General features: G+C 69.6%; 15 protein-coding genes. 3 read left to right on the plus strand and 12 right to left on the minus strand.

Annotated elements, in window-relative coordinates; all coding sequences use genetic code 11:
• Positions 1-83 precede the first annotated feature (83 nt).
• Entirely contained in the window at positions 84-2,177 is a 2,094-nt protein-coding gene (locus MRBLMX7_RS02615; RefSeq protein WP_363366062.1) for a S9 family peptidase, read from the plus strand.
• 412 nt (positions 2,178-2,589) lie between these two features.
• Positions 2,590-3,255: an endonuclease domain-containing protein gene (locus tag MRBLMX7_RS02620; RefSeq protein ID WP_363366063.1), complete on the plus strand. Its 666-nt coding sequence runs from the start codon at positions 2,590-2,592 to the stop codon at positions 3,253-3,255.
• A gap of 102 nt (positions 3,256-3,357) precedes the next feature.
• Here MRBLMX7_RS02620 and MRBLMX7_RS02625 read toward each other — a convergent pair whose 3' ends face one another.
• The 6 genes from MRBLMX7_RS02625 to truB form a co-directional block, all read right to left on the minus strand.
• Complete coding sequence (locus tag MRBLMX7_RS02625; protein WP_363366064.1) at positions 3,358-4,386, minus strand: ATP-dependent 6-phosphofructokinase; 1,029 nt, start codon at positions 4,384-4,386, stop codon at positions 3,358-3,360.
• Between the two features lie 234 nt (positions 4,387-4,620).
• The gene (locus tag MRBLMX7_RS02630) at positions 4,621-6,765 is read right to left on the minus strand and encodes a DEAD/DEAH box helicase (protein WP_363366065.1); all 2,145 of its coding nucleotides are present in this window, start codon (positions 6,763-6,765) and stop codon (positions 4,621-4,623) included.
• A 203-nt stretch (positions 6,766-6,968) separates the two neighbouring features.
• On the minus strand, positions 6,969-7,922 hold the full coding sequence (locus MRBLMX7_RS02635; protein WP_363366066.1) for a bifunctional riboflavin kinase/FAD synthetase: 954 nt from the start codon (positions 7,920-7,922) through the stop codon (positions 6,969-6,971).
• The gene (locus MRBLMX7_RS02640) at positions 7,919-8,338 is read right to left on the minus strand and encodes a hypothetical protein (protein WP_363370776.1); all 420 of its coding nucleotides are present in this window, start codon (positions 8,336-8,338) and stop codon (positions 7,919-7,921) included. Before MRBLMX7_RS02640 ends, MRBLMX7_RS02635 begins: the two co-directional genes overlap by 4 nt.
• Positions 8,339-8,446: 108 nt before the next feature.
• On the minus strand, positions 8,447-8,815 hold the full coding sequence (locus tag MRBLMX7_RS02645) for a hypothetical protein (RefSeq protein ID WP_363366067.1): 369 nt from the start codon (positions 8,813-8,815) through the stop codon (positions 8,447-8,449).
• Positions 8,812-9,705, minus strand: a complete 894-nt coding sequence (gene truB / locus MRBLMX7_RS02650; protein WP_363366068.1) for a tRNA pseudouridine(55) synthase TruB — start codon at positions 9,703-9,705, stop codon at positions 8,812-8,814. Before truB ends, MRBLMX7_RS02645 begins: the two co-directional genes overlap by 4 nt.
• A gap of 139 nt (positions 9,706-9,844) precedes the next feature.
• Between truB and MRBLMX7_RS02655 the strand changes: the two genes are divergently transcribed.
• Positions 9,845-10,744, plus strand: a complete 900-nt coding sequence (locus MRBLMX7_RS02655; RefSeq protein ID WP_363366069.1) for an A/G-specific adenine glycosylase — start codon at positions 9,845-9,847, stop codon at positions 10,742-10,744.
• Between the two features lie 19 nt (positions 10,745-10,763).
• On the opposite strand, the gene MRBLMX7_RS02660 is transcribed toward MRBLMX7_RS02655, so the two are convergent.
• The 6 genes from MRBLMX7_RS02660 to MRBLMX7_RS02685 all read right to left on the minus strand — a co-directional run bounded on the left by MRBLMX7_RS02660 (position 10,764) and on the right by MRBLMX7_RS02685 (position 18,856).
• Positions 10,764-12,914, minus strand: coding sequence for a helix-turn-helix transcriptional regulator (locus tag MRBLMX7_RS02660; protein WP_363366070.1), 2,151 nt, complete (start codon positions 12,912-12,914; stop codon positions 10,764-10,766).
• 121 nt (positions 12,915-13,035) lie between these two features.
• Positions 13,036-13,467 carry a 30S ribosome-binding factor RbfA gene (gene rbfA / locus MRBLMX7_RS02665; protein ID WP_050721249.1) on the minus strand — a complete coding sequence of 144 codons (432 nt, stop codon included), beginning with the start codon at positions 13,465-13,467 and terminating at the stop codon, positions 13,036-13,038.
• A 75-nt stretch (positions 13,468-13,542) separates the two neighbouring features.
• The gene (gene infB, locus MRBLMX7_RS02670) at positions 13,543-16,308 is read right to left on the minus strand and encodes a translation initiation factor IF-2 (RefSeq protein ID WP_363366071.1); all 2,766 of its coding nucleotides are present in this window, start codon (positions 16,306-16,308) and stop codon (positions 13,543-13,545) included.
• Between the two features lie 59 nt (positions 16,309-16,367).
• The gene (locus MRBLMX7_RS02675; protein WP_363366072.1) at positions 16,368-16,643 is read right to left on the minus strand and encodes a YlxR family protein; all 276 of its coding nucleotides are present in this window, start codon (positions 16,641-16,643) and stop codon (positions 16,368-16,370) included.
• A gap of 59 nt (positions 16,644-16,702) precedes the next feature.
• Positions 16,703-17,686: a transcription termination factor NusA gene (gene nusA, locus MRBLMX7_RS02680; RefSeq protein WP_050721251.1), complete on the minus strand. Its 984-nt coding sequence runs from the start codon at positions 17,684-17,686 to the stop codon at positions 16,703-16,705.
• Positions 17,687-17,815: 129 nt separating this feature from the next.
• On the minus strand, positions 17,816-18,856 hold the full coding sequence (locus MRBLMX7_RS02685; RefSeq protein WP_363366073.1) for a TIGR00730 family Rossman fold protein: 1,041 nt from the start codon (positions 18,854-18,856) through the stop codon (positions 17,816-17,818).
• Positions 18,857-18,908 lie beyond the last annotated feature (52 nt).

Consider the following 18,908-nt stretch of genomic DNA (forward strand, 5'->3'; position numbering starts at 1 on the left):
GTTTGACTTCCGTTAACCGGCCCCGGTAGATCCTCCCACCCTGCCGGGTGACGGTCAACTCGACCTGGACTAGCGTGGAGCGGGTGACTGATGCTCCGATCGCCGCCCGCCGCTCCGCCCTCCGCACTCACCACGGCGACACGTTCGACGATCCCTACGAGTGGCTGCGCGACAAGGACTCCCCCGAGGTGATCTCGCATCTCGAAGCCGAGAACGCCCACACCGACTCCGAGCTCGCGGGGCTCGCCGGACTGCGCGAGACGCTGTTCCAGGAGATCAAGGGCCGCGTGCAGGAGACCGATCTCTCCGTGCCGACCCGTCGCGGCTCGTGGTGGTACTACAGCCGCACCGAGGAGGGCTCGCAATACGGCATCCACTGCCGCACGGCGGCCGCAGGGGACGACTGGACTCCCCCGGTGCTGGAGCCCGGGGTGCCCGTCCCCGGCGAGGTCGTGTTGCTCGACGGCAACGCCGAGGCCGAGGGGCACGAGTTCTTCTCACTCGGAGCGTTCGACACCTCCGACGACGCCACGAAGCTGCTCTGGTCGACCGATTTCGAGGGCGACGAGCTCTACACGGTGCGCGTCCGCGACCTCGAGAGCGGCGAGACGCTCCTCGACGAGATCCCGAACACCGGTGGGGCGTTCTTCACGCCGGACGGGACCGGCGTGCTCTACACCACCCGTGACGACGCATGGCGTCCCGACACCCTGTGGCTGCACCGCCTCGGCACTCCCGTCGCCGACGACGTGCAGCTCTTCCATGAACCCGACGAGAAGTTCTGGCTCGGCGCCGGCATCACGCGCAGCCGCCGCTACCTCGTGATCGCCGTCGGATCGAGCGTCACGAGCGAGGAGCGTCTGGTCGACCTGACCGGTGACCTCACGGCGGAGCCGCAGATGGTCTGGCCGCGACGCGAGGGCGTGGAGTACTCGCTCGAGCACGCGATCGTCGACGGCGAGGATCGCCTGTTCATCCTGCACAACGATGGCGCCCTGGACTTCGAGCTCGTATCGGTCCGCGCGGACGATCCGCAGGGCGACCGACGCGTCGTGCTGGCCCATGAGCCGGGCCGACGCCTGCTCGGCATGGACGCGTTCCGTGACTTCGCGACCGTCGAGTACCGCCGTGAGGGTCTCGAGCGCGTCGGACTGCTCGACTACTCCACGGATGCCGTCGAGGACGTCGTCTTCGACGAGCCGCTGTACTCCGCCGGCGTGAGCGGCAACCCGGAGTGGCATTCGCCGTTCCTGCGCCTCGGCTACACGTCCTTCGTGACCCCCGGCACGGTGTACGAGCTGGACCTCGCGACGCGGGAGCTCGTGCTGCGCAAGCAGGTGACGGTGCTCGGCGGCTACGACCCGCAGGATTACGACCAGCGGCGCGCGTGGGCGACGGCGTCCGACGGAACACAGGTGCCGATCTCCCTGGTGTGGAAGAGATCGTTCGGCGACCCCGGAGATGCACCCCGCCCCGTGCACCTCTACGGCTACGGCTCGTACGAGCACTCGATCGACCCCGGCTTCTCGGTCATGCGCCTGTCGGAGCTGGATCGCGGCGTGGTCTTCGCCGTCGCGCACGTGCGCGGCGGTGGCGAGATGGGTCGCCAGTGGTATGAGGACGGCAAGCTGCTGCACAAGCGCAACACGTTCACGGACTTCGTCGCCTGCGCCGAGCATCTCATTGCGAGCGGCGTCACGACGCCAGAGCGCCTGGTCGCCGAGGGCGGCAGCGCGGGCGGACTGCTGATGGGCGCGATCACGAACCTGGCCCCGGAGCTCTTCGCCGGCGTGCTCGCGGCCGTGCCCTTCGTCGACGCGCTGACCACGATCCTCGACCCCTCGCTGCCGCTCACCGTGATCGAGTGGGACGAGTGGGGCGACCCGCTGCACGACCCCGACGTGTACGCGTACATGAAGTCGTACACGCCGTACGAGAACATCGGCGACGGTTCAACTTATCCGCGGATCCTCGCCGTCACCTCGCTGAACGACTCGCGCGTGGCATACGTCGAACCCGCGAAGTGGGTCGCCGCGCTGCGCGAGGCCGGCGTGGAGGACGTGCTGCTCAAGTGCGAGATGGTCGCCGGCCATGGCGGCGTCAGCGGCCGGTACAACTCGTGGAAAGAGCGGGCGTTCGAGCTGGCCTGGCTCCTCGACACGGTCGGCCTCGCCTGACGGCATCCGCGTCTTTGTCGCCGGGGCTCCGCCCCGGGATCCGGTAAACCGCGTGAGATCCGGATGCGTTCCTCCGCGGCGTCCGCATCTCACGCGGTTGACCGAATCTCAGACACGGTCACCTCTTGTCAACAGATCGGTGTCGCTGGCCGGTTGTCCACACACCCTGGAGTGAGACGCCTGAAACCCGCGGAGGCTTCCCCTCGGCTGCCAGGGTGTGGGGATGCTGCTCGACGATTGGCTCCACGAACACGGCGGGATCGCACATACCTCGGAGATCTTCCGCGCCGGATTCAGCAGGCACGCGGTCGCGTCGGCAGTCTCCAGGCGACGGATGCTCCGGATCCGACGCTCGTGGATCGCTCTTCCTGACTGCGACGAGAATGTGGTCAGGGCCGTGCGAGCGGGAGGCGTGCTCACCTGCCTGAGCCAGGCCGCCCGCCTGGGGCTCTGGATCCCTGCGGCAGACGGCGAGACCCACGTCGCAGCACCGGAGGGAAGCGGCAGCATGAAGGCGCCGGGACTCCGCATCCACTGGTCGCGCGGCCCCGTGCCCGTCCCCCGTCGTGCCACCAGCGATCCGCTGCTCAACGTGCTCCACCATGTCGCCTGCTGCCAGTCGTTTCCGGCAGCCCTCGCGATCTGGGAGTCGGCACTCAACCGCGGAATGATCACCGGCGACGAACTCGCGCTCGTCCACTGGCAGGATCGTCGGGCGCGGCGCCTCGCGTCGACAGCCTCGGGTTCATCCGACTCTGGACTCGAGACGGCGTTCGTGGAGCTCCTGCGCGTGCACGGGATCGCCGTCCGTCAGCAGGTGTGGATCGACGGGCGGCCCGTCGACGTGCTCATCGGCCGAATGCTCGTCGTGCAGCTCGACGGCTTCGCGCATCACAGCGATCCGGCATCCCGTCGGCGGGACATCGCCGCCGACGCCCGCCTGCGACTCCGTGGATACACCGTTTTCCGTTTCGACTACCAGCAGGTGCTGTTCGACTCGGCCTGGGTGCTGGAGATCATCCAGACCGCCCTCGCGCAACGTGTGCACGAGGCTCCGACCGGTCGCGAGATCCGGTGAACCGCTCGGAATGCGGATGCGCGCGCCGGCAGCATCCGGATTTCGAGCGGTCTACCGGAGCTCAGCGGATGCCGTCGGCGGGAGAAAGCGCGGCGGCTGCGCTCAGCCGAACAGGGCGGCGGCTTCGTCGTACCGGCTGCGCGGGACGGTGTTGAGCTCGCCGAGCGCCTCCGCGAAGGGCACTCGTACGATGTCGGTGCCCTGCATGGCGACCATCTGGCCCCACGCACCGTCGACGATGGCATCGGCAGCATGCAGGCCGAGGCGCGTCGCGAGGACACGGTCGAAGGCCGAGGGCGATCCACCGCGCTGGATGTGACCGAGGATCGTCGCGCGGGTCTCGATGCCCGTGAGGCGCTCGATCTCGGGGGCGAGCCGGTCGCCGATGCCGCCCAGCCGCGGGCGGTTGAAGGCATCCAGCCCCTTGTCGCTGTAGGCCTCGTCCATGCCCTGCAGCTTGAATCCCTCGGACACGACGACCAGAGGCGCGCGACCGCGGTCATGAGCGCTCGTCACGAGCGCCGTGATCTCCTCGAGCGTCTGCGGGACCTCGGGGATGAGGATCGCGTGAGCGCCCGCGGCCATGCCGGCGTGCAGGGCGATCCACCCCACGTGCCGCCCCATGACCTCGGCGACCATGCAGCGCTGATGCGAGTCGCCGGTCGTGCGCAGGCGGTCCATCGCGTCCGTGGCGATGTTGACGGCCGTGTCGAAGCCGAACGAATAGTCGGTGGCTCGCAGATCGTTGTCGATGGTCTTCGGCACGCCGATGACGTTGATGCCGTCCTTCGAGAGGCGGTCCGCTGCCGCGAGCGTCCCCTCGCCGCCGATCGCGATGATGCCGTCGATCTTGTGCCCGTACAGGGTCTTGGCTATGTTCTCCGCGCCGCCGCGTTCGCCCTCGTAGGGATTGGTACGACTGGTGCCGAGGATCGTGCCGCCGACCTTCGAGAGTCCCTTGACCTCGTGGCGAGTGAGCGGGAAGAAGTCGCCGTCGACGACACCGCGCCATCCGTCACGGATGCCGACGAACTCGAGATCGTAGGTCGTGGTGCCCTTGAGCACGATGCCGCGGATGACCGCGTTGAGTCCGGGGCAGTCGCCGCCGCTCGTCAGGATGCCGATCTTCATGCTTGCCTCAGAGGGATTCGGGAACAGGGGGAAAGGCGACTCTGCCTGCGATCGACACTAGCGGTCGGGAGCGAGCATCCGCCATTCGGGGTGGTGAAAACAGCCGATCTTGCCACCGGATCGAGACGAATCGGCAGAGATTCGACGGAACGGGACGCGAGACGAGAAATCGGCGTCAAGAAGCGAACTTCTTGACGCCGATCTCTTCTCGTCCGAGTCAGCTGCGGATGGCGCTCAGGCCGCGCCCAGAGCCTCGCGCAGCAGGTGCATCAGGGCTCCGAGCTGCACGGGCTCCGCCGCCGCGTCGTCCGTGGCCTCCCCGTCGAGGGCCCGCGCTGCGAGCCCCTGCTTCTGGTCGATCAGCTCGGCGATCTTCGTGTCGACCGTGTGAGCGGCGATGATGCGCCACGCCGTCACGGGCTCGTCCTGACCGATGCGGTGCACGCGGTCGATCGCCTGCGTCTGCTCAGCCGCGGTCCACGACAGCTCGGCGAGCACGACGTTCGACGCTGCCTGCATGTTGAGTCCGACGCCGGCGGCGGTGAGCGAGCACACCGCGATGCCCACCTCGGGATCGCCGTTGAAGTCGTCGATCGCCTGCTGGCGCGCGGCCGAGGTCTGGTCCCCGCGGATCGACACCGAGCGGATGCCGGCGGCGGCGAAGTGCGCCTCCGCCTGATCCATCACGTCGATGTGCTTCGCGAAGAACACCACCTTTCCGACCGACCGCTGCAGCTGAGCCGCGTAGTCGGCGGCGAGCTGGGCCTTGGCCTGTCCGATCCGGCGCACCATCGTGAAGACGTTGTCGCCGCCCGTTCCCGCCGCCTTCGACTCCTCGAGCTCGTTCTGCGCCACGAGACGGACGATGTCGTCATCGATCTCCCCCGGAGCGAGGCCGCGGTCGCCGCGAGCCTCGATGATGCGCCGATAGCGCGCCGCGAGACGCTCGCCGAGTTCGCGCTCCGCCTGCCGGATGCTGCGCCCGAACTCGTCGTCGAGCTGCACCGGCAGATCCGCGATGAGCTTGTCGGGGAGATCTGCCGCGACGTCCTTCTTCTTGCGGCGCACGATCCCCATAGAGATCACGGCGTCACGCGCCTCCGGATAGAACGCCTTGTCGGCGGGCGTGAATCCGGTCGCGTCGAGTTTCTCCATGAGCACGGGCCCGGGCTTCTCCCCCGTGGTCCACCCCAGGAAACGCCAGATCGCGTCGAAGTCCTCGACGTCGTTGATGAGCGGCGTACCGGTGAGGGCGAGCATGAGCGGGTTGCCGCCCGGCGTGCGCTCCCGCACGCGCGAGGCGAGGGACAGCACGTTCTGCGACCGCTGCGAACTGAGGTTCTTGATGAAGTGCGCTTCGTCGACGACCATGCCGCGCAGTCCGATGGAGGCGAGCCACGACATGTGCCGGTCGAGGATCTCGTAGTTCACGATGAACACGTCGGCGAAGGCGTCGATGTCGTCGCCATCGCCCTGGATGACGGTGGCGCGGCGCTGGGGCGTCCAGCGCTCGACTTCGCGCGCCCAGTTCATCTTGACCACGTTCGGCACCACGACCAGGAGCGGGTACGCGCCCGCGACCGACGCGGCGAGCACGGATTGCGCGGTCTTGCCGAGGCCCGGCTCGTCAGCGAGGAGGAAGCTGCGGTGCCCTTCGCGGACCGCTTCGAGGAAGCGCGACTGGTGCACCATGACCTCGAGGCCCTTGGGCGACACGTGGTCGAACTCGGGCGCGGGCGGGAGGTCCATGCTGGCTGCGGAGCCACCGGCTCCCGACTCGAACGCCTTGTAGAGCGGGCCCATGAGCTCCCACCCGTCGAGCCGGCGACGCGGAGTCGTGGTGGCGCGCGGCGTCAGATCGGGCGCGAGGAACGGGTTCGCGAGCTGACGCGCCTCGACCGACGGCGGAGTGACCTGCCGCTCGGCGATCGCGGCGGGCACGACCGGCACCTGGATGGGCGCGACGTCCGCGATGATGAGCTCCTCCGGCGCGAGCTCCGCGCCGGACTCGAGCAACCAGTCGCGACGCATGCGCTTGGCCACGGGCGAGGTGGCCTGGTCGGCCTCGAGCAGCTGGATCAGCGAGGTGTCGCGCGCAGCGGTCTTCGCAAGGATCGTCGCGACTCCGTCCAGACGCTTGAGGAGCTCGGCGCGCGCAGCGTCGGCGATCTCGGCATCCGCCTTGACCCTGGCGCGCTCCTCGCGCACCAGGAACGCGATCACCTGGAACTTGACCCGGTTCGTCGGGCCGAGCTTGCCTCGCTGCGACTTCGCCTCGATCTCGCGCACCTTGCGCGCGAGGATCGGGATGAGGGGCGCCTCATCGTCGCGACGGGATGTCTTCTTGCGCCGCGTGGCGGCAGTTGCCGTGGTCGGCATGCTCCTCCTGAGCGTGAAGGCCCCTGCATCCCCATGATGCGAAGCCGTTCTCGATGTCCGCGTGTGGCGCGAGCCAGGACCGTGCGGACTGCAGTACCGGTCGACATCGATGCGCGATTGCAGCGGGAGATCGGTGACGACCACGTCCAGTCTATGCCATCGCGACGCGCGTGCGCAGTCCCCGCCACGCCGGAGGCCGGCGGTCAGGGGACGACGGAGTCCAGGACCCGCTCGGCGTCGGTCACATCTGCCGCCATCTGCGCCTTGAGCTTCTCGATACCCTCGAACGCGACCATACCGCGCAGCCTCTGGACGAACTCGACGCTGACGTCGTGCCCGTAGAGGTCGAGGTCGGTCTCCCCCAGCACATGAGCCTCCACCTGCCGCTCGAGCACGTCGTCGAACGTCGGATTGGTGCCGACGGAGATCGCGGCCCGGTGTCGCAGACCCGTGTCGTGATCCACGAGCCAGCCCGCGTACACGCCGTCGGCGGGGACGAACGAATCGACGGTCGCCGAGAGGTTCGCCGTGGGGAAGCCGAGCTCGCGCCCGCGCTTGAGCCCGTGGACGACTTCGCCGCGCACGTCGACACGACGGCCGAGCACGCGAGCGGCGGTCGACACGTCGCCCTCGATCAGCAGCTCGCGGATCCAGGTCGACGAGACCCGTCGGTCGGAGCCGTCGAGGTACACGTCGTCGACCACCTCGACGGTGAAGCCGTGCGCGGGCCCGAGTTCACGGAGGAGCTCGGGGGTACCGGCTCCGCCGTGTCCGAAGCGGAAGTCCTCACCCACGAGGACGGTCGACACCCGCAGTGCGCCGACGAGGATCTGAGTCACGAAGTCCTCCGCCGTGAGCGCGGCGAGCCGCTCGTCGAAGGTGAGCATCAGGGTCGCATCGAGTTCGAGCTCGCCGAGCAGCTCGAGCTTGCGGTCGACGGTGACGACGTTCTCGGGGCATCGGTCTGGACGCAGCACGGCGAGGGGATTGCGGTCGAAGGTCACGGCCACCGAGCGCACCCCGGAGGCCGACGCCGCGTCGCGGAGTCGGCGGATCACCGCACGGTGCCCGGCGTGGACACCGTCGAACTTGCCGATCGCGACAGCCGACGGACCGAAGTCCACGGGCACCTCCTGCGGGTCGCGGAAGACGATCACGCCCGCACCTCGGCGCCCCGGGCCTCGGCATCCGCAACCACCGGGCGATGCGTGCGCAGCCACCAGATGCCGAACACGGGGAGCACGAGCGGGATGAAGAGGTAGCCTCGGCCGAACATCGACCACACGGTGTCGTGCGGGAACAGGTCCGGCAGGAAGAGGCTCAGCGCTCCCACCACGAGCACCCCGGTGAGCTCGAAGACGATCGCGACCCAGGCGACCGTGTACCAGCCGGCGCGTCGGGCGAACACGAGAGCCAGCGTCGCCAGGACGTAGACGACCGCCGCGAGCGCGGAGAGCGCGTAGGCGAGAGGCGCCTCGTCGAACTGGCGGACGATCTGCACGAAGCTGCGACCGGTCGCGGCCAGCGCCATCACGGCGTAGACGATCACGAGGACACGGCCGATGCCGGTCATCCGAGAGGAAGGGTGGGAGGTGCTCATAGCTCGATCCATTCTAGGCGCGCCCCGAGCACACCGGAGTCGTGCGCTGGACGGCCGTGACGGATCATGACCGAGCGCCCGTCATGCGATCTGGACAGTCCAGATCACGTGCATCCGCCACACCATGACCGCGACCGCGAGAGCCGCGACGCCGAGGATCACGGTGCTCCATCTGCTGCGCTCCATGAGCGCCCACAGTACGGCCCCGATCGGGAGAAGCACGGCCGAGACGAGGTATACCCAGTACTCGAGAAGATCGCCGGTCGGCGGGTTGCCGGCGAACGGCGCGACGATCGCGGTCACGACCTGCGCCACGAGCAGCAGCTCGACCAGCGCGAGGGCGCCGACGGACAAGTCGCTCGGGCGGCGTCCGGCAAGTCCGACGATCACACAGAACAGCCCCGCGGCGACGGCGACGGCGACCTGCGCGATCGTGAACCACAGGATCATTGCGCGACCTCCGGCATGTTCATGGCGCTCTTCAGATCGGCGCCGCGCCTCTCGACGACGCCCACGAGCGTGCCGTCCTCGTCGATCGCGGCCGCGAGTGCCCCCGCGAGGCGCGACGCCTGGTCGTTCAGACGCTTGCCGTGTCGGAGGTCGCGGGCCTCCTCCGCGGTCACGTGCAGAACGTCGAGAACGCGGGAGGCCGCCGCGGCGGGTGTCATCGGCACTGCCGTGGCGAGGTCGTCGAGGGTCACGGCGTCCGCGACGTCGAAGCTCCCGACCTTCGTCCGGCGCAGTGCCGTCAAGTGGCCGCCGACGCCGAGACCCGCACCGAGATCGCGGGCGAGCGAGCGGATGTAGGTACCGGAGGAGCAGTCGACGACCGCGTCGAGGTCGATGGCTCCATCGACGGCGCGACGATCGCGGACGTCGAACCGTGACACGGTGACGTCGCGTGCGGCGAGCACCACCTCCTCGCCGGCGCGGACGCGGTCGTAGGCGCGACGACCGTCGACCTTGATGGCCGAGACCGAGCTCGGCACCTGCGAGATCCGTCCCGTGAGGGCTCGGACGCCGGCGTCGATGCCCGCGTCGGTCACGGCGCCGATGACGCCGGCCTCCGCGCGCGCGCGGATCTCCCCCTCGGCGTCGTCGGTGGACGTGGTGATGCCGAGACGGATCGTCGTCTCGTAGGTCTTGTCCGCACCGACGATGTACGTGAGCAGGCGCGTCGCCCCCTCGATGCCGATTACGAGCAACCCGGTCGCCAGGGGATCCAGGGTGCCCGCGTGGCCGACCTTGCGCGTGCCGAACGCGCGGCGGACGCGGGCGACGACATCGTGGCTGGTCAGGCCAGCAGGCTTGTCGACGAGGAGGATGCCGGGCGAGACCATCCCCCCAGCCTACGGGGCGGGCCTGCGCTCAGCCGTATGCGGCATGCGCGCACCGGGCGGATGTCGACCGGCCGAGCGCACTCCGGATCCTGCCACGGCTCTCGCGGGGAGGGAGAGGATTCTCGCTTAGGCTGTCGGGGTGCCCCCGGCCTCTCGCCCCGACTCCCCCGGACTGTCTGCCTTGATCGGATGGTACCGGGCGTCGGCGCGAGATCTCCCCTGGCGACGCACCGAGTTCCATGAGGAGTTCGGGGCGTGGGGAACGCTCGTCAGCGAGTTCATGCTGCAGCAGACCCCTGTGTCGCGGGTGCTCCCGCACCTCGAGGCATGGCTCGCCCGCTGGCCGAGCGCCCCCGCGCTTGCCGCGGCCACGCCCGCGGAGGTGCTCCAGCAGTGGGCGAACCTCGGTTACCCCCGGCGCGCACTGTGGCTGCACCGTGCGGCGATCGAGGTCACGGACCGGCACGACGGCGTCGTTCCCCGCGACGTCGAGGCGCTCCTGGCACTCTCCGGAATCGGCGACTACACGGCGCGCGCGGTCGCCGCCTTCGCGTACGGCGACCGTCACCCCGTCGTCGACACGAACACCCGACGAGTGCTCGCGAGGGCGGTCCTCGGCCAGGCGCAGCCCGGCGCACCGTCGCGCAAGGACCTCGAGCTCATGTCGTCGCTCCTGCCGGAGGAGGACGACGATGCGGCGATCTTCAATGCCGCCGCCATGGAGCTCGGCGCGACCGTGTGCGTGTCGCGGCGCCCTCGCTGCGAGCAGTGTCCCCTGATCGAGTCGTGCGCGTGGGTCGTCGCCGGGCGTCCCGACACCGGCGACAGCCGCCGCCGTCAGGCGGCGTTCGAGGGGTCTGATCGTCAGGCGCGCGGCGCGGCGCTGCGGGTTCTCCGCACGGCCGCGCCCGAGGCCGTGCCCTTGGTCTCCGTGCTCGCCGACTGGCCGGACGCACTGCAACGCGACCGGGCCATCGACTCGCTCATCGCCGACGGTCTGGCCGAGGCGGACGGCGAACTGCTCTCGCTGCCGCGCTGACGTACTCCGGCGTGGGGCCTCAGCCGTGCCGCGCAGTTCGATGTCCCAGCAGCACGAGGTCTATGCGGCTCCGCACCCCGAGCTTGGTGAACACGCGACCCAGGTGCACCTCGACCGTGCGGACCGACACGGTCAGCGTGCCGGCGATATCGCGATTCGATCCGCCCTGCACCGCTATCAGCGCGACCTCCAGCTCCCGCGGTGTGAGGAGGCTCTCCCATCGACGGCGCACGGTGGCGAACCGCTCGGCGTCCCGCTCGGCGCCGAGCCCGTCCAGCCGGTCGGCGACCGCATCCGCCCACGCGGTCGCGCCGGACTCGTCGAAGAGCTGCCAGGCTGCGCGCAGATGAGTCCGCGCGACGTCGGAGTCACCGTCGATCAGCGCCCTGGTGCCGAGCGACGACTCCACTCGTGCCCGCTCGAACGGCGAGGCGATCGAGCGGGCGGCGTCCGCGACCTCGGCGGCTTCACTCCGCCAGATCGGGGCGGAGCTCGTCGCCGCTCTCGTTCTCAGCAGACGCCCGAGCGCCATGTCGGGTGGTTCGACCATCTGCCGCGCACGAGGGGCCGGATCCGCCCCGATCGGCAGGTCCTCGTCGAGCCCCGGAACCGACAGCGCCGTCTGCGGTGCACCGCGATCGAGCCACAGCCTGAGGCACGACGTGGCGACGTTCGGCTCGCCGGCCAGGTGCGACCGGATCGCGCGATCGACGAGCTGATCCGTGCGCGAGGGGGCGGGAAGGGCTGCGGTGAGCGTGTGGGCGAACGGCCCGAGCCGACCGAGGACCGCGAGGTCGAGGCGCCGGGCGAGCACGACTCCGAGGCCTGCGAACGGCACCGCGATGGGCAGGGCGAGGGATGCCTCGCAGAGGCGCGTGCGCGCACGCGCGATATCGCCGCGCCACACGTGCAGCAGCACCTCGATCACGATGCGGTGCGCAGCGATCAAGTCGGTCCGCTCGTATCCGGCGATGAACGGATCGATCTGCGGGACGACACCCGACTCCCCCGTCGCCAGGACCTGCAACCCGCCCTCGAGGTCTCCGACGACGGCACGTTGCAGCGCACCGAGTACGATGCCGGTGACCGCGCCCGTCCCACTGGCGTCATCGGCCTCCCCTTCGCCGAGCAGCAGCCAGATCAGCGATACGACGGGATCCCGGAGCCGCCCGTCGTCGTCCGTGCGCTTGGCCCCCTCGCGCAGGAGGTCGAGCCACGCCCGCGCTCCCTGTCGATCGCCCCGCTCCGCGCACAGGGCGGCACCGAATGCCGCTGCGCGGGTCCACGCGTGCCATTCCTCCCCTGTGTCCCTCTGCGGGCGGAGCAGCGCCATATCCACGTCCGGCACGGTGCCCTGCAGGTGCGCGTGCGCGACGAGCAATGCCGCGAGTCCGTGCAGTCGGGAGCTGCCCTCGCCGTCGGGGTACATCGGAGCGAGCCATCCCGCCGCCTCAGCCATGCACCCGGAGCCGACCACGGCACTCCCCGCGACCAGCCGCACAGGATCCCGATCCGCCGGATTCGCGTGCGCGGCAGCCTCCGAGGCGAACAGGAGCGCGCGTTCGGTGTCTCCGGCATCGGCGAGCTCGCGTGCGGCTCGCACGAGCAGACGGGCGGATGCCGGGTCGCTCCGCGACGAGCTCCGCGCCCGATGCCACACCGCAGTGGCGGGCTCACCGGCTGCCCGGAGCGCCGCCGCGAGTCGGCGATGCGCGTCCACGACCATGACGGGGCTGCTCACCGCCACGATCCAGATCGCGAAACGCTGCTCGACGAACCGGAAGCGCCCGGCGTGCACCCACAGATGCTGCGAGAGCGCGGTCTCGTCGTCGACGCTGCGCGCGCAGGCGGCGAGCACGGGGCCGATCCCGTCGTCCAGGCTCACAGCCGCGGTGAGCAGCAACGTCCGCTCCTCCGCGGCGACCGCGACGTCGGCGAAGCGATCGACGATGGTCGGCACGGCGGGCAGTGGGAGCGGCAGGGGACGCAGGCCTGCGCGCTCCGCGGGATCCAGCAGTGCTGCGACCTCCCGGATCGTGTGCACGTCGCTGTCGAGGCGTTCGGCGAGACGCGCCGCGACCCACGGTGCACAGGGAAGTTCGTGATCGAGCAGGTCCGCCAGGATCCTCTCGACGACGACGACCTGCGTCCCTGCGCGCACGCTCGACACTTACCGCCCCCCTCCGGCCGAACCTCCGCTCGGCCCTGTGCCGACGGTAGCAACCGGATACGGCACCCCGTGCGAGATGCCGGAACTTCACATCCGTGTCGACGGAGAGGTGCGCGGGACGTCAGGAGACCGCGTCGTCGTCCTCATGACGGTACGGGTCCGCCTCACCGGCGTGGGACGCCGAGGACGCGAGCTTCGCGACCTCCGCATCCCGCTCCTGCGCTTCCCGGAGAAGAGCGGTGATGTGGTCCGCGTTCTCGGGCAAGGCGTCGGGGATGAACTCCAGCGTCGGGACGAGACGCGTGCTCAGCTGCCGCCCGACCTCGCTGCGCAGCATCCCTGTCGCCGAGGTGAGCGCGGCACCGCTCGAGAGCCGCTCCTCCTCCGTGCCGAGCACCGTGTAGAACACCGAGGCGTGCTGGAGGTCGCCGCTCACCCGGACATCCGTGATGGTGACGAAGCCGAGCCGCGGGTCGCGGAGCCCCTTCTCGAGCCGCTCCGCGAGGATCACACGGATGCGATCAGCGAGTCGGGCCTGTCGTTCTCCAGCCATTGTTCCTTCTCCTCCTGCGAAAGCCCGTCGGGCGAGGATGCTTCACGCACCCTCGCCCGACGATATCGAACCCGATCAGCCGCGCGGCTTCTCGACCATCTCGGTGGTCTCGATCTCGTCGCCGATCTGGATGTCGTTGTACTTGCCGAGACCGATACCGGCCTCGTAGTCCGTGCGGACCTCGGTGACGTCGTCCTTGAAGCGACGCAGCGACTCGATGGCCAGGCCATCGGCGAGCACGACGCCGTCACGGATGACGCGCGCCTTGGCGTTGCGCGTGATCGTTCCGGAGCGGACGATGACACCGGCGATGTTGCCGAACTTCGAGGAGCGGAACACCTCGCGGATCTCGGCGACACCCGACTGGACCTCTTCGTACTCCGGCTTGAGCATGCCCTTGAGCGAGCTCTCGATCTCGTCGATCGCGTTGTAGATGACGGAGTAGAACCGGATGTCCACGCCCTCGCGCTGAGCGCGCTCGCGCGCCTTCGTGTCGGGGCGGACGTTGAAGCCCACGATGATCGCGTTGTCGATCGTCGCGAGGTTCACGTCGGACTCGGTGATCGCACCCACACCGCGGTGGATGATGCGCAGCTGCACCGACTCGTCGACCTCGATCTTGAGCAGCGACTCCTCGAGCGCCTCGACGGCACCCGAGACGTCACCCTTGATGATGAGGTTGAGCGACTCGACCTTGCCCTCTTCGAGAGCACGGGTGAAGTCCTCGAGCGAGATGCGCTTGCGGGCCTTGGCCAGCTGGGCGTTGCGCTCGACGGCCTCGCGCTTCTCGGCGATCTGACGGGCCATGCGGTCTTCCTCGGTCACGATGAAGACGTCGCCGGCACGCGGGACCGAGTTGAGACCCTGCACCTGCACGGGGCGCGACGGGAAGGCCTCGAGGACCTGCTCGCCGTTCTCGTCCGCCATCGCGCGGACGCGGCCGTAAGCCGTACCCGCGACGATCGCGTCGCCGACGCGGAGCGTACCGGACTGGATGAGCACCGTGGCGACCGAACCGCGACCCTTGTCGAGCTTCGCCTCGATGGCGACACCGCGAGCTGCCTTGTTCGGATTGGCCGTGAGGTCGAGTCCGGCGTCGGCCGTGAGCAGCACAGCGTCCAGGAGGTCCTGGATGCCGGTTCCGGCACGAGCCGAGACGTCGACGAACATGACGTCGCCGCCGTACTCCTCGGCGACCAGACCGTACTCGGTGAGCTGCTGACGTACCTTGGCCGGGTTGGCCTCGGGCTTGTCGACCTTGTTCACCGCGACCACGATCGGCACGTTCGCCGCCTGAGCGTGGTTCAGCGCCTCGACCGTCTGCGGCATGATGCCGTCGTCGGCCGCGACCACGAGGATCGCAAGGTCGGTCACCTGCGCACCGCGGGCACGCATGGCGGTGAACGCCTCGTGACCCGGGGTGTCGATGAAGGTGACGGCACGCTCGACGCCCTCGTGCTCGGTCCACACCTGGTAGGCACCGATGTGCTGGGTGATGCCGCCGGCCTCGCCCTCGATGACGTTGGTCTGACGGATCGCGTCGAGCAGTCGCGTCTTACCGTGGTCGACGTGACCCATGACGGTGACCACCGGAGGACGGATCTCGAGGTCGTCCTCGCTCTCCGCCTCCAGCTCCGCCTCGAGGTCGAGGCCGAAGCCCTCGAGGAGCTCCTTGTCCTCGTCCTCGGGCGAGACCATCTGGATCTTGTAGCCGAGCTCCTCGCCGAGGACCTCGAACGTCGCCTCGTCCAGCGACTCGGTGGCCGTGGCCATCTCTCCGAGGTTGAAGAGGATGGTGACGAGCGTTCCGGGCTGGACCGTGTAGCCGGTCAGCGTCTCGATCTTGTCGGCGAAGTCCGCGATGGACGCGCCACGACGCATGCGGATCGTCTCTCCGTTGCCGCGGGTGACGTTGACGCCGCCGACGACCGGAGCACTCCGCATCTCGAACTCTTGCCGCTTCGCCCGCCGCGACTTGCGCTGCTTGCTCTTGCCGCCGCCCTTGCCGAAGGCGCCTGCGGTACCGCCGCCCGGGCCGCGACCACGGCCGCCGCCACCGGGACGTCCGGCGAAACCTCCGCCGGGACGAGCACCGGGTCCGCCGGCACCGGGTCCGCCGGCGCCACCGGGACGACCGGGGCCGCCGGGACGCTGCTGGAACGGTGCGCCGGGACGACCGCCCTGGCCGCCGCGAGGGGCGCCGGGACGGGGCGAGCCAGGACGCGGGGCGCCGGGACGCGGAGCGCCGGGACGAGGAGCCTGCGGACGCGGGATGTTGCCGGGCGTCGGGCGCTGGCCCATGCCCTGCGCCGAGGCGAAGGGGTTGTTGCCCGGACGGGGACCGGTCGGGCGCTGGCCCATGCCCTGGTTCGAGGCGAAGGGGTTGTTGCCGGGACGGGGGGCGCCGGGCTTCGGCGCGCTGTCTCCAGCGGGCTTGGGCCCGCCTTCGGCGCCGGGCTTCGGGGCAGCCGGGCCCGGCTTGGCCGCAGCCGGGCCGGGGGTCGCCGCAGGAGCCTCCGCCGGGGCTGCGGGAGCCGCAGCGGCGGGAGCCTCGGGGGCCGGGGCCGGTTTGGGACCGGGCTTCGGACCGGGGGTCGGCGCCGCGCTCTTGGCGGCAGCCGGCTTCGCCGCAGCGGGCTTGGCGGCGGGAGCCGCCTCGCCCGAGGACTTCAGCGAGGGGTCGGCCTCGATCGCCGCGCGCAGCTTGCGCGCCACCGGCGGTTCGATGGTCGAAGAGGGGCTCTTGACGAACTCTCCGAGTTCCTTGAGCTTCGCAAGTGCGACCTTGCTGTCGACGCCGAACTCAGCGGCGATCTCATGTACGCGTGGTTTACCAGCCACAATTCTCCTGTCTGGGTCGGTCTACCCAGACAGGGCAGACCACTAGTCGCGGACGGGTCTCATTTCGAGCCGTTCACTTTGTTTCCATAGCTGTTCAGCCTTTGTTTCTCGATGGTCTGCGTGTCCAGGGGACCGGACACGCGCAGTGCTCGTCCGAAAGCACGTCGCCGCAGCGCGGCATCCATGCATTCCTGCGTCGGATGCAGCCACGCGCCCCTTCCCGGCAGGACGGCACGCTCATCGATGACGAGGATGTCGTTCTGGGACACCACCCTGAGAAGGGCGGAGCGGGAAGCACGCGTGCGACAGCCGACGCACGTTCGTACGGGTTCCATCTTACACCTGCGTTCCCACCCGACTCGCGCCGGCGGGGCGAGTCGGGTGTCGGAATGGGTCAGTCCAGGACGCTGTCGGGCTGGATGTCGATCTTCGCGCCCGTCAGCTTGGCGGCGAGTCGGGCGTTCTGCCCCTCCTTGCCGATCGCGAGCGAGAGCTGGTAGTCGGGCACGAGGGCGCGAACGGCCTTGGTGCCCGCATCCAGGATGAACGAGCTCGTCACCTTCGCGGGTGACAGCGCGTTCGCGACGAACGCCGCCAGTTCGGGGTTGTAGTCGACGATGTCGATCTTCTCCCCCGCGAGCTCCTCGGTCACGGCCCGCACACGGCGGCCCATCTCCCCGATGCATGCGCCCTTGGCGTTGATGGAGGGGTCGTTGGCCTTGACCGCGATCTTCGTGCGGTGCCCTGCCTCTCGCGCGAGCGAGACGATCTCCACGAGACCCGCCGCGATCTCGGGCACTTCGAGGGCGAACAGCTTGCGCACCAGGCCCGGATGCGTGCGGGAGACGGTGATCTGCGGACCCTTGAGTCCCTTCGCGACGCTCGTGACGTACACGCGCAGGCGCGAGCCGTGCGTGTACTCCTCGCCGGGGACCTGCTCTTCGGGCGGGAGGATCGCCTCGACCGTGCCGAGGTCGACGTGGATCATGCGCGGGTTCGGACCCTGCTGGATCACGCCGGCGACGATGTCGCCTTCCTTGTCCTTGAAGTCGCCCAGAACCACGTCGTCGGCGATGTCGCGCAGGCGCTGACTGATCACCTGCTTGGCGGCGAAGGCCGCGATGCGTCCGAAGTCGTCGGGAGTCGCGTCCTCCTCGCCGATGACGGCGCCTTCGTCGTCCTTCACGGCCTGGAGCACGGCGACGTGCCCGCTGCGGCGATCGAGTTCGACGCGCACGCCCTCGGGGGTCGCGCCGTCGGCCGAGACGTGCTTCGAGTAGGCGGTCAGGATGGCCTGTTCGATGATCGCGACGAGTTCGTCGAAGGGGATCGCCTTCTCCTTCTCGATCCCACGCAGCAGACTCAGTTCGATATCCATGACGGCTCCCTATTCAGCTCTCGTCGCGCCGGTTCGCACGCGCGACATCCGTACAACGATACCCTGTGCCCGCATCCCCGTGCCACGACGGCGGAGACGGACGCGGAGCGGATGCCGCAGGGGCGGCGCTCAGGCAGCGGGAGCGCCGGCCAGGTCGTTGATCGCGCCGATGAGTCGGAACAGGTTCCCCACCTGACGCTGATCGAGATGCAGCGCCAGCCGTGGGAGGTGCAGCACGTCGTCGTCGGCGACCTCCGGCGACCGCGGCAAGGTCCGTTCGATGCGTCCGCTCGACAGCATCCCGCCGAAGCGTGTGTTGAGATCGGCGATCTCTGCATCCGTCGGCTCGGAGCGCAACCGCAGCACGAGGGTGTCGCCCACCCAGCGCAGCGAATCGTAGTTGCGCCAGAACCCCGCGATCTCCGCCACTGCGGCCTCGACGGAGTCGGTGACCACAACGCGATCGAAATCGCCCTCGGAGATCACCCCTGTCGGCGCGAGATCCTCGTCGACGAAACGCTTGAGACCGTTCCAGAATGTGCCGCCCCGCTCGTCGAGCAGCACGATGGGAGTGGGCTCGGCCTTGCCCGTCTGCTGCAGCGTCAGAAGCTCGAACATCTCGTCGAGAGTCCCGAACCCCCCGGGCAGGCAGATGAAGCCGCTGGACTCCTTGATGAGCATGAGCTTGCGGGTGAAGAAGTACTTCATCGCGACGACGTGGTCGCTGCCCGCGACCAGGCTGTTCGCCTTCTCCTCGAAGGGCAGCCGGATCGACACGCCGAGCGACAGCGCAGGTCCCGCGCCCTCCGCGGCGGCCTGCATGATGCCTGGCCCGGCCCCTGTCACGACCATCCAGCCGTCGGTTGCGAGCGCTGCGGCGACGTCCCGCGCCTGCACGTAGAGCGGGTCGTCCGTGCGCGTGCGCGCGGAGCCGAAGACCGTGACCTTGGGAACGCCCCGGTACGGCGCGAACAGCCGGAACGCGTCGCGCATCTCCGCCAGGGCCGCGGAGGCGATCTTGAGGTCGAGGCGCTCGGTGTCGTCCTCCCCCAGCAGCACCGCCGTGCGCATCATGCGCATCACCAGTCGTCGATCGGTGCGCACGCCGGCCTCGTCGAGCACGGCGTTGATCTCGGCGGCCAGGGACTCCGGCAGCGGTTCCTCTGTCATGCCTCCACCCTGTCACGCAAGAGAGCGGGCACGGCCGTCGAAACGCCGCCGG

The sequence above is a fragment of the Microbacterium sp. LMX7-1.2 genome (genome assembly GCF_040675935.1).
Classification (GTDB): Bacteria; Actinomycetota; Actinomycetes; order Actinomycetales; family Microbacteriaceae; genus Microbacterium.

Excerpts from the sequence above, each read along its gene's own strand:
- truB (WP_363366068.1), bottom strand. The coding sequence starts at position 9,705 with ATGGTCTCGCCCGGCATCCTCCTCGTCGACAAGCCTGCTGGCCTGACC.
- nusA (WP_050721251.1), bottom strand. The coding sequence starts at position 17,686 with ATGGATATCGAACTGAGTCTGCTGCGTGGGATCGAGAAGGAGAAGGCG.
- rbfA (WP_050721249.1), bottom strand. The coding sequence starts at position 13,467 with ATGGCTGGAGAACGACAGGCCCGACTCGCTGATCGCATCCGTGTGATC.
- MRBLMX7_RS02640 (WP_363370776.1), bottom strand. The coding sequence starts at position 8,338 with ATGACCGGCATCGGCCGTGTCCTCGTGATCGTCTACGCCGTGATGGCG.
- MRBLMX7_RS02675 (WP_363366072.1), bottom strand. The coding sequence starts at position 16,643 with ATGGAACCCGTACGAACGTGCGTCGGCTGTCGCACGCGTGCTTCCCGC.
- MRBLMX7_RS02625 (WP_363366064.1), bottom strand. The coding sequence starts at position 4,386 with ATGAAGATCGGCATCCTGACGAGCGGCGGCGACTGCCCCGGACTCAAC.
- MRBLMX7_RS02685 (WP_363366073.1), bottom strand. The coding sequence starts at position 18,856 with ATGACAGAGGAACCGCTGCCGGAGTCCCTGGCCGCCGAGATCAACGCC.
- MRBLMX7_RS02630 (WP_363366065.1), bottom strand. The coding sequence starts at position 6,765 with ATGCCGACCACGGCAACTGCCGCCACGCGGCGCAAGAAGACATCCCGT.
- MRBLMX7_RS02645 (WP_363366067.1), bottom strand. The coding sequence starts at position 8,815 with ATGATCCTGTGGTTCACGATCGCGCAGGTCGCCGTCGCCGTCGCCGCG.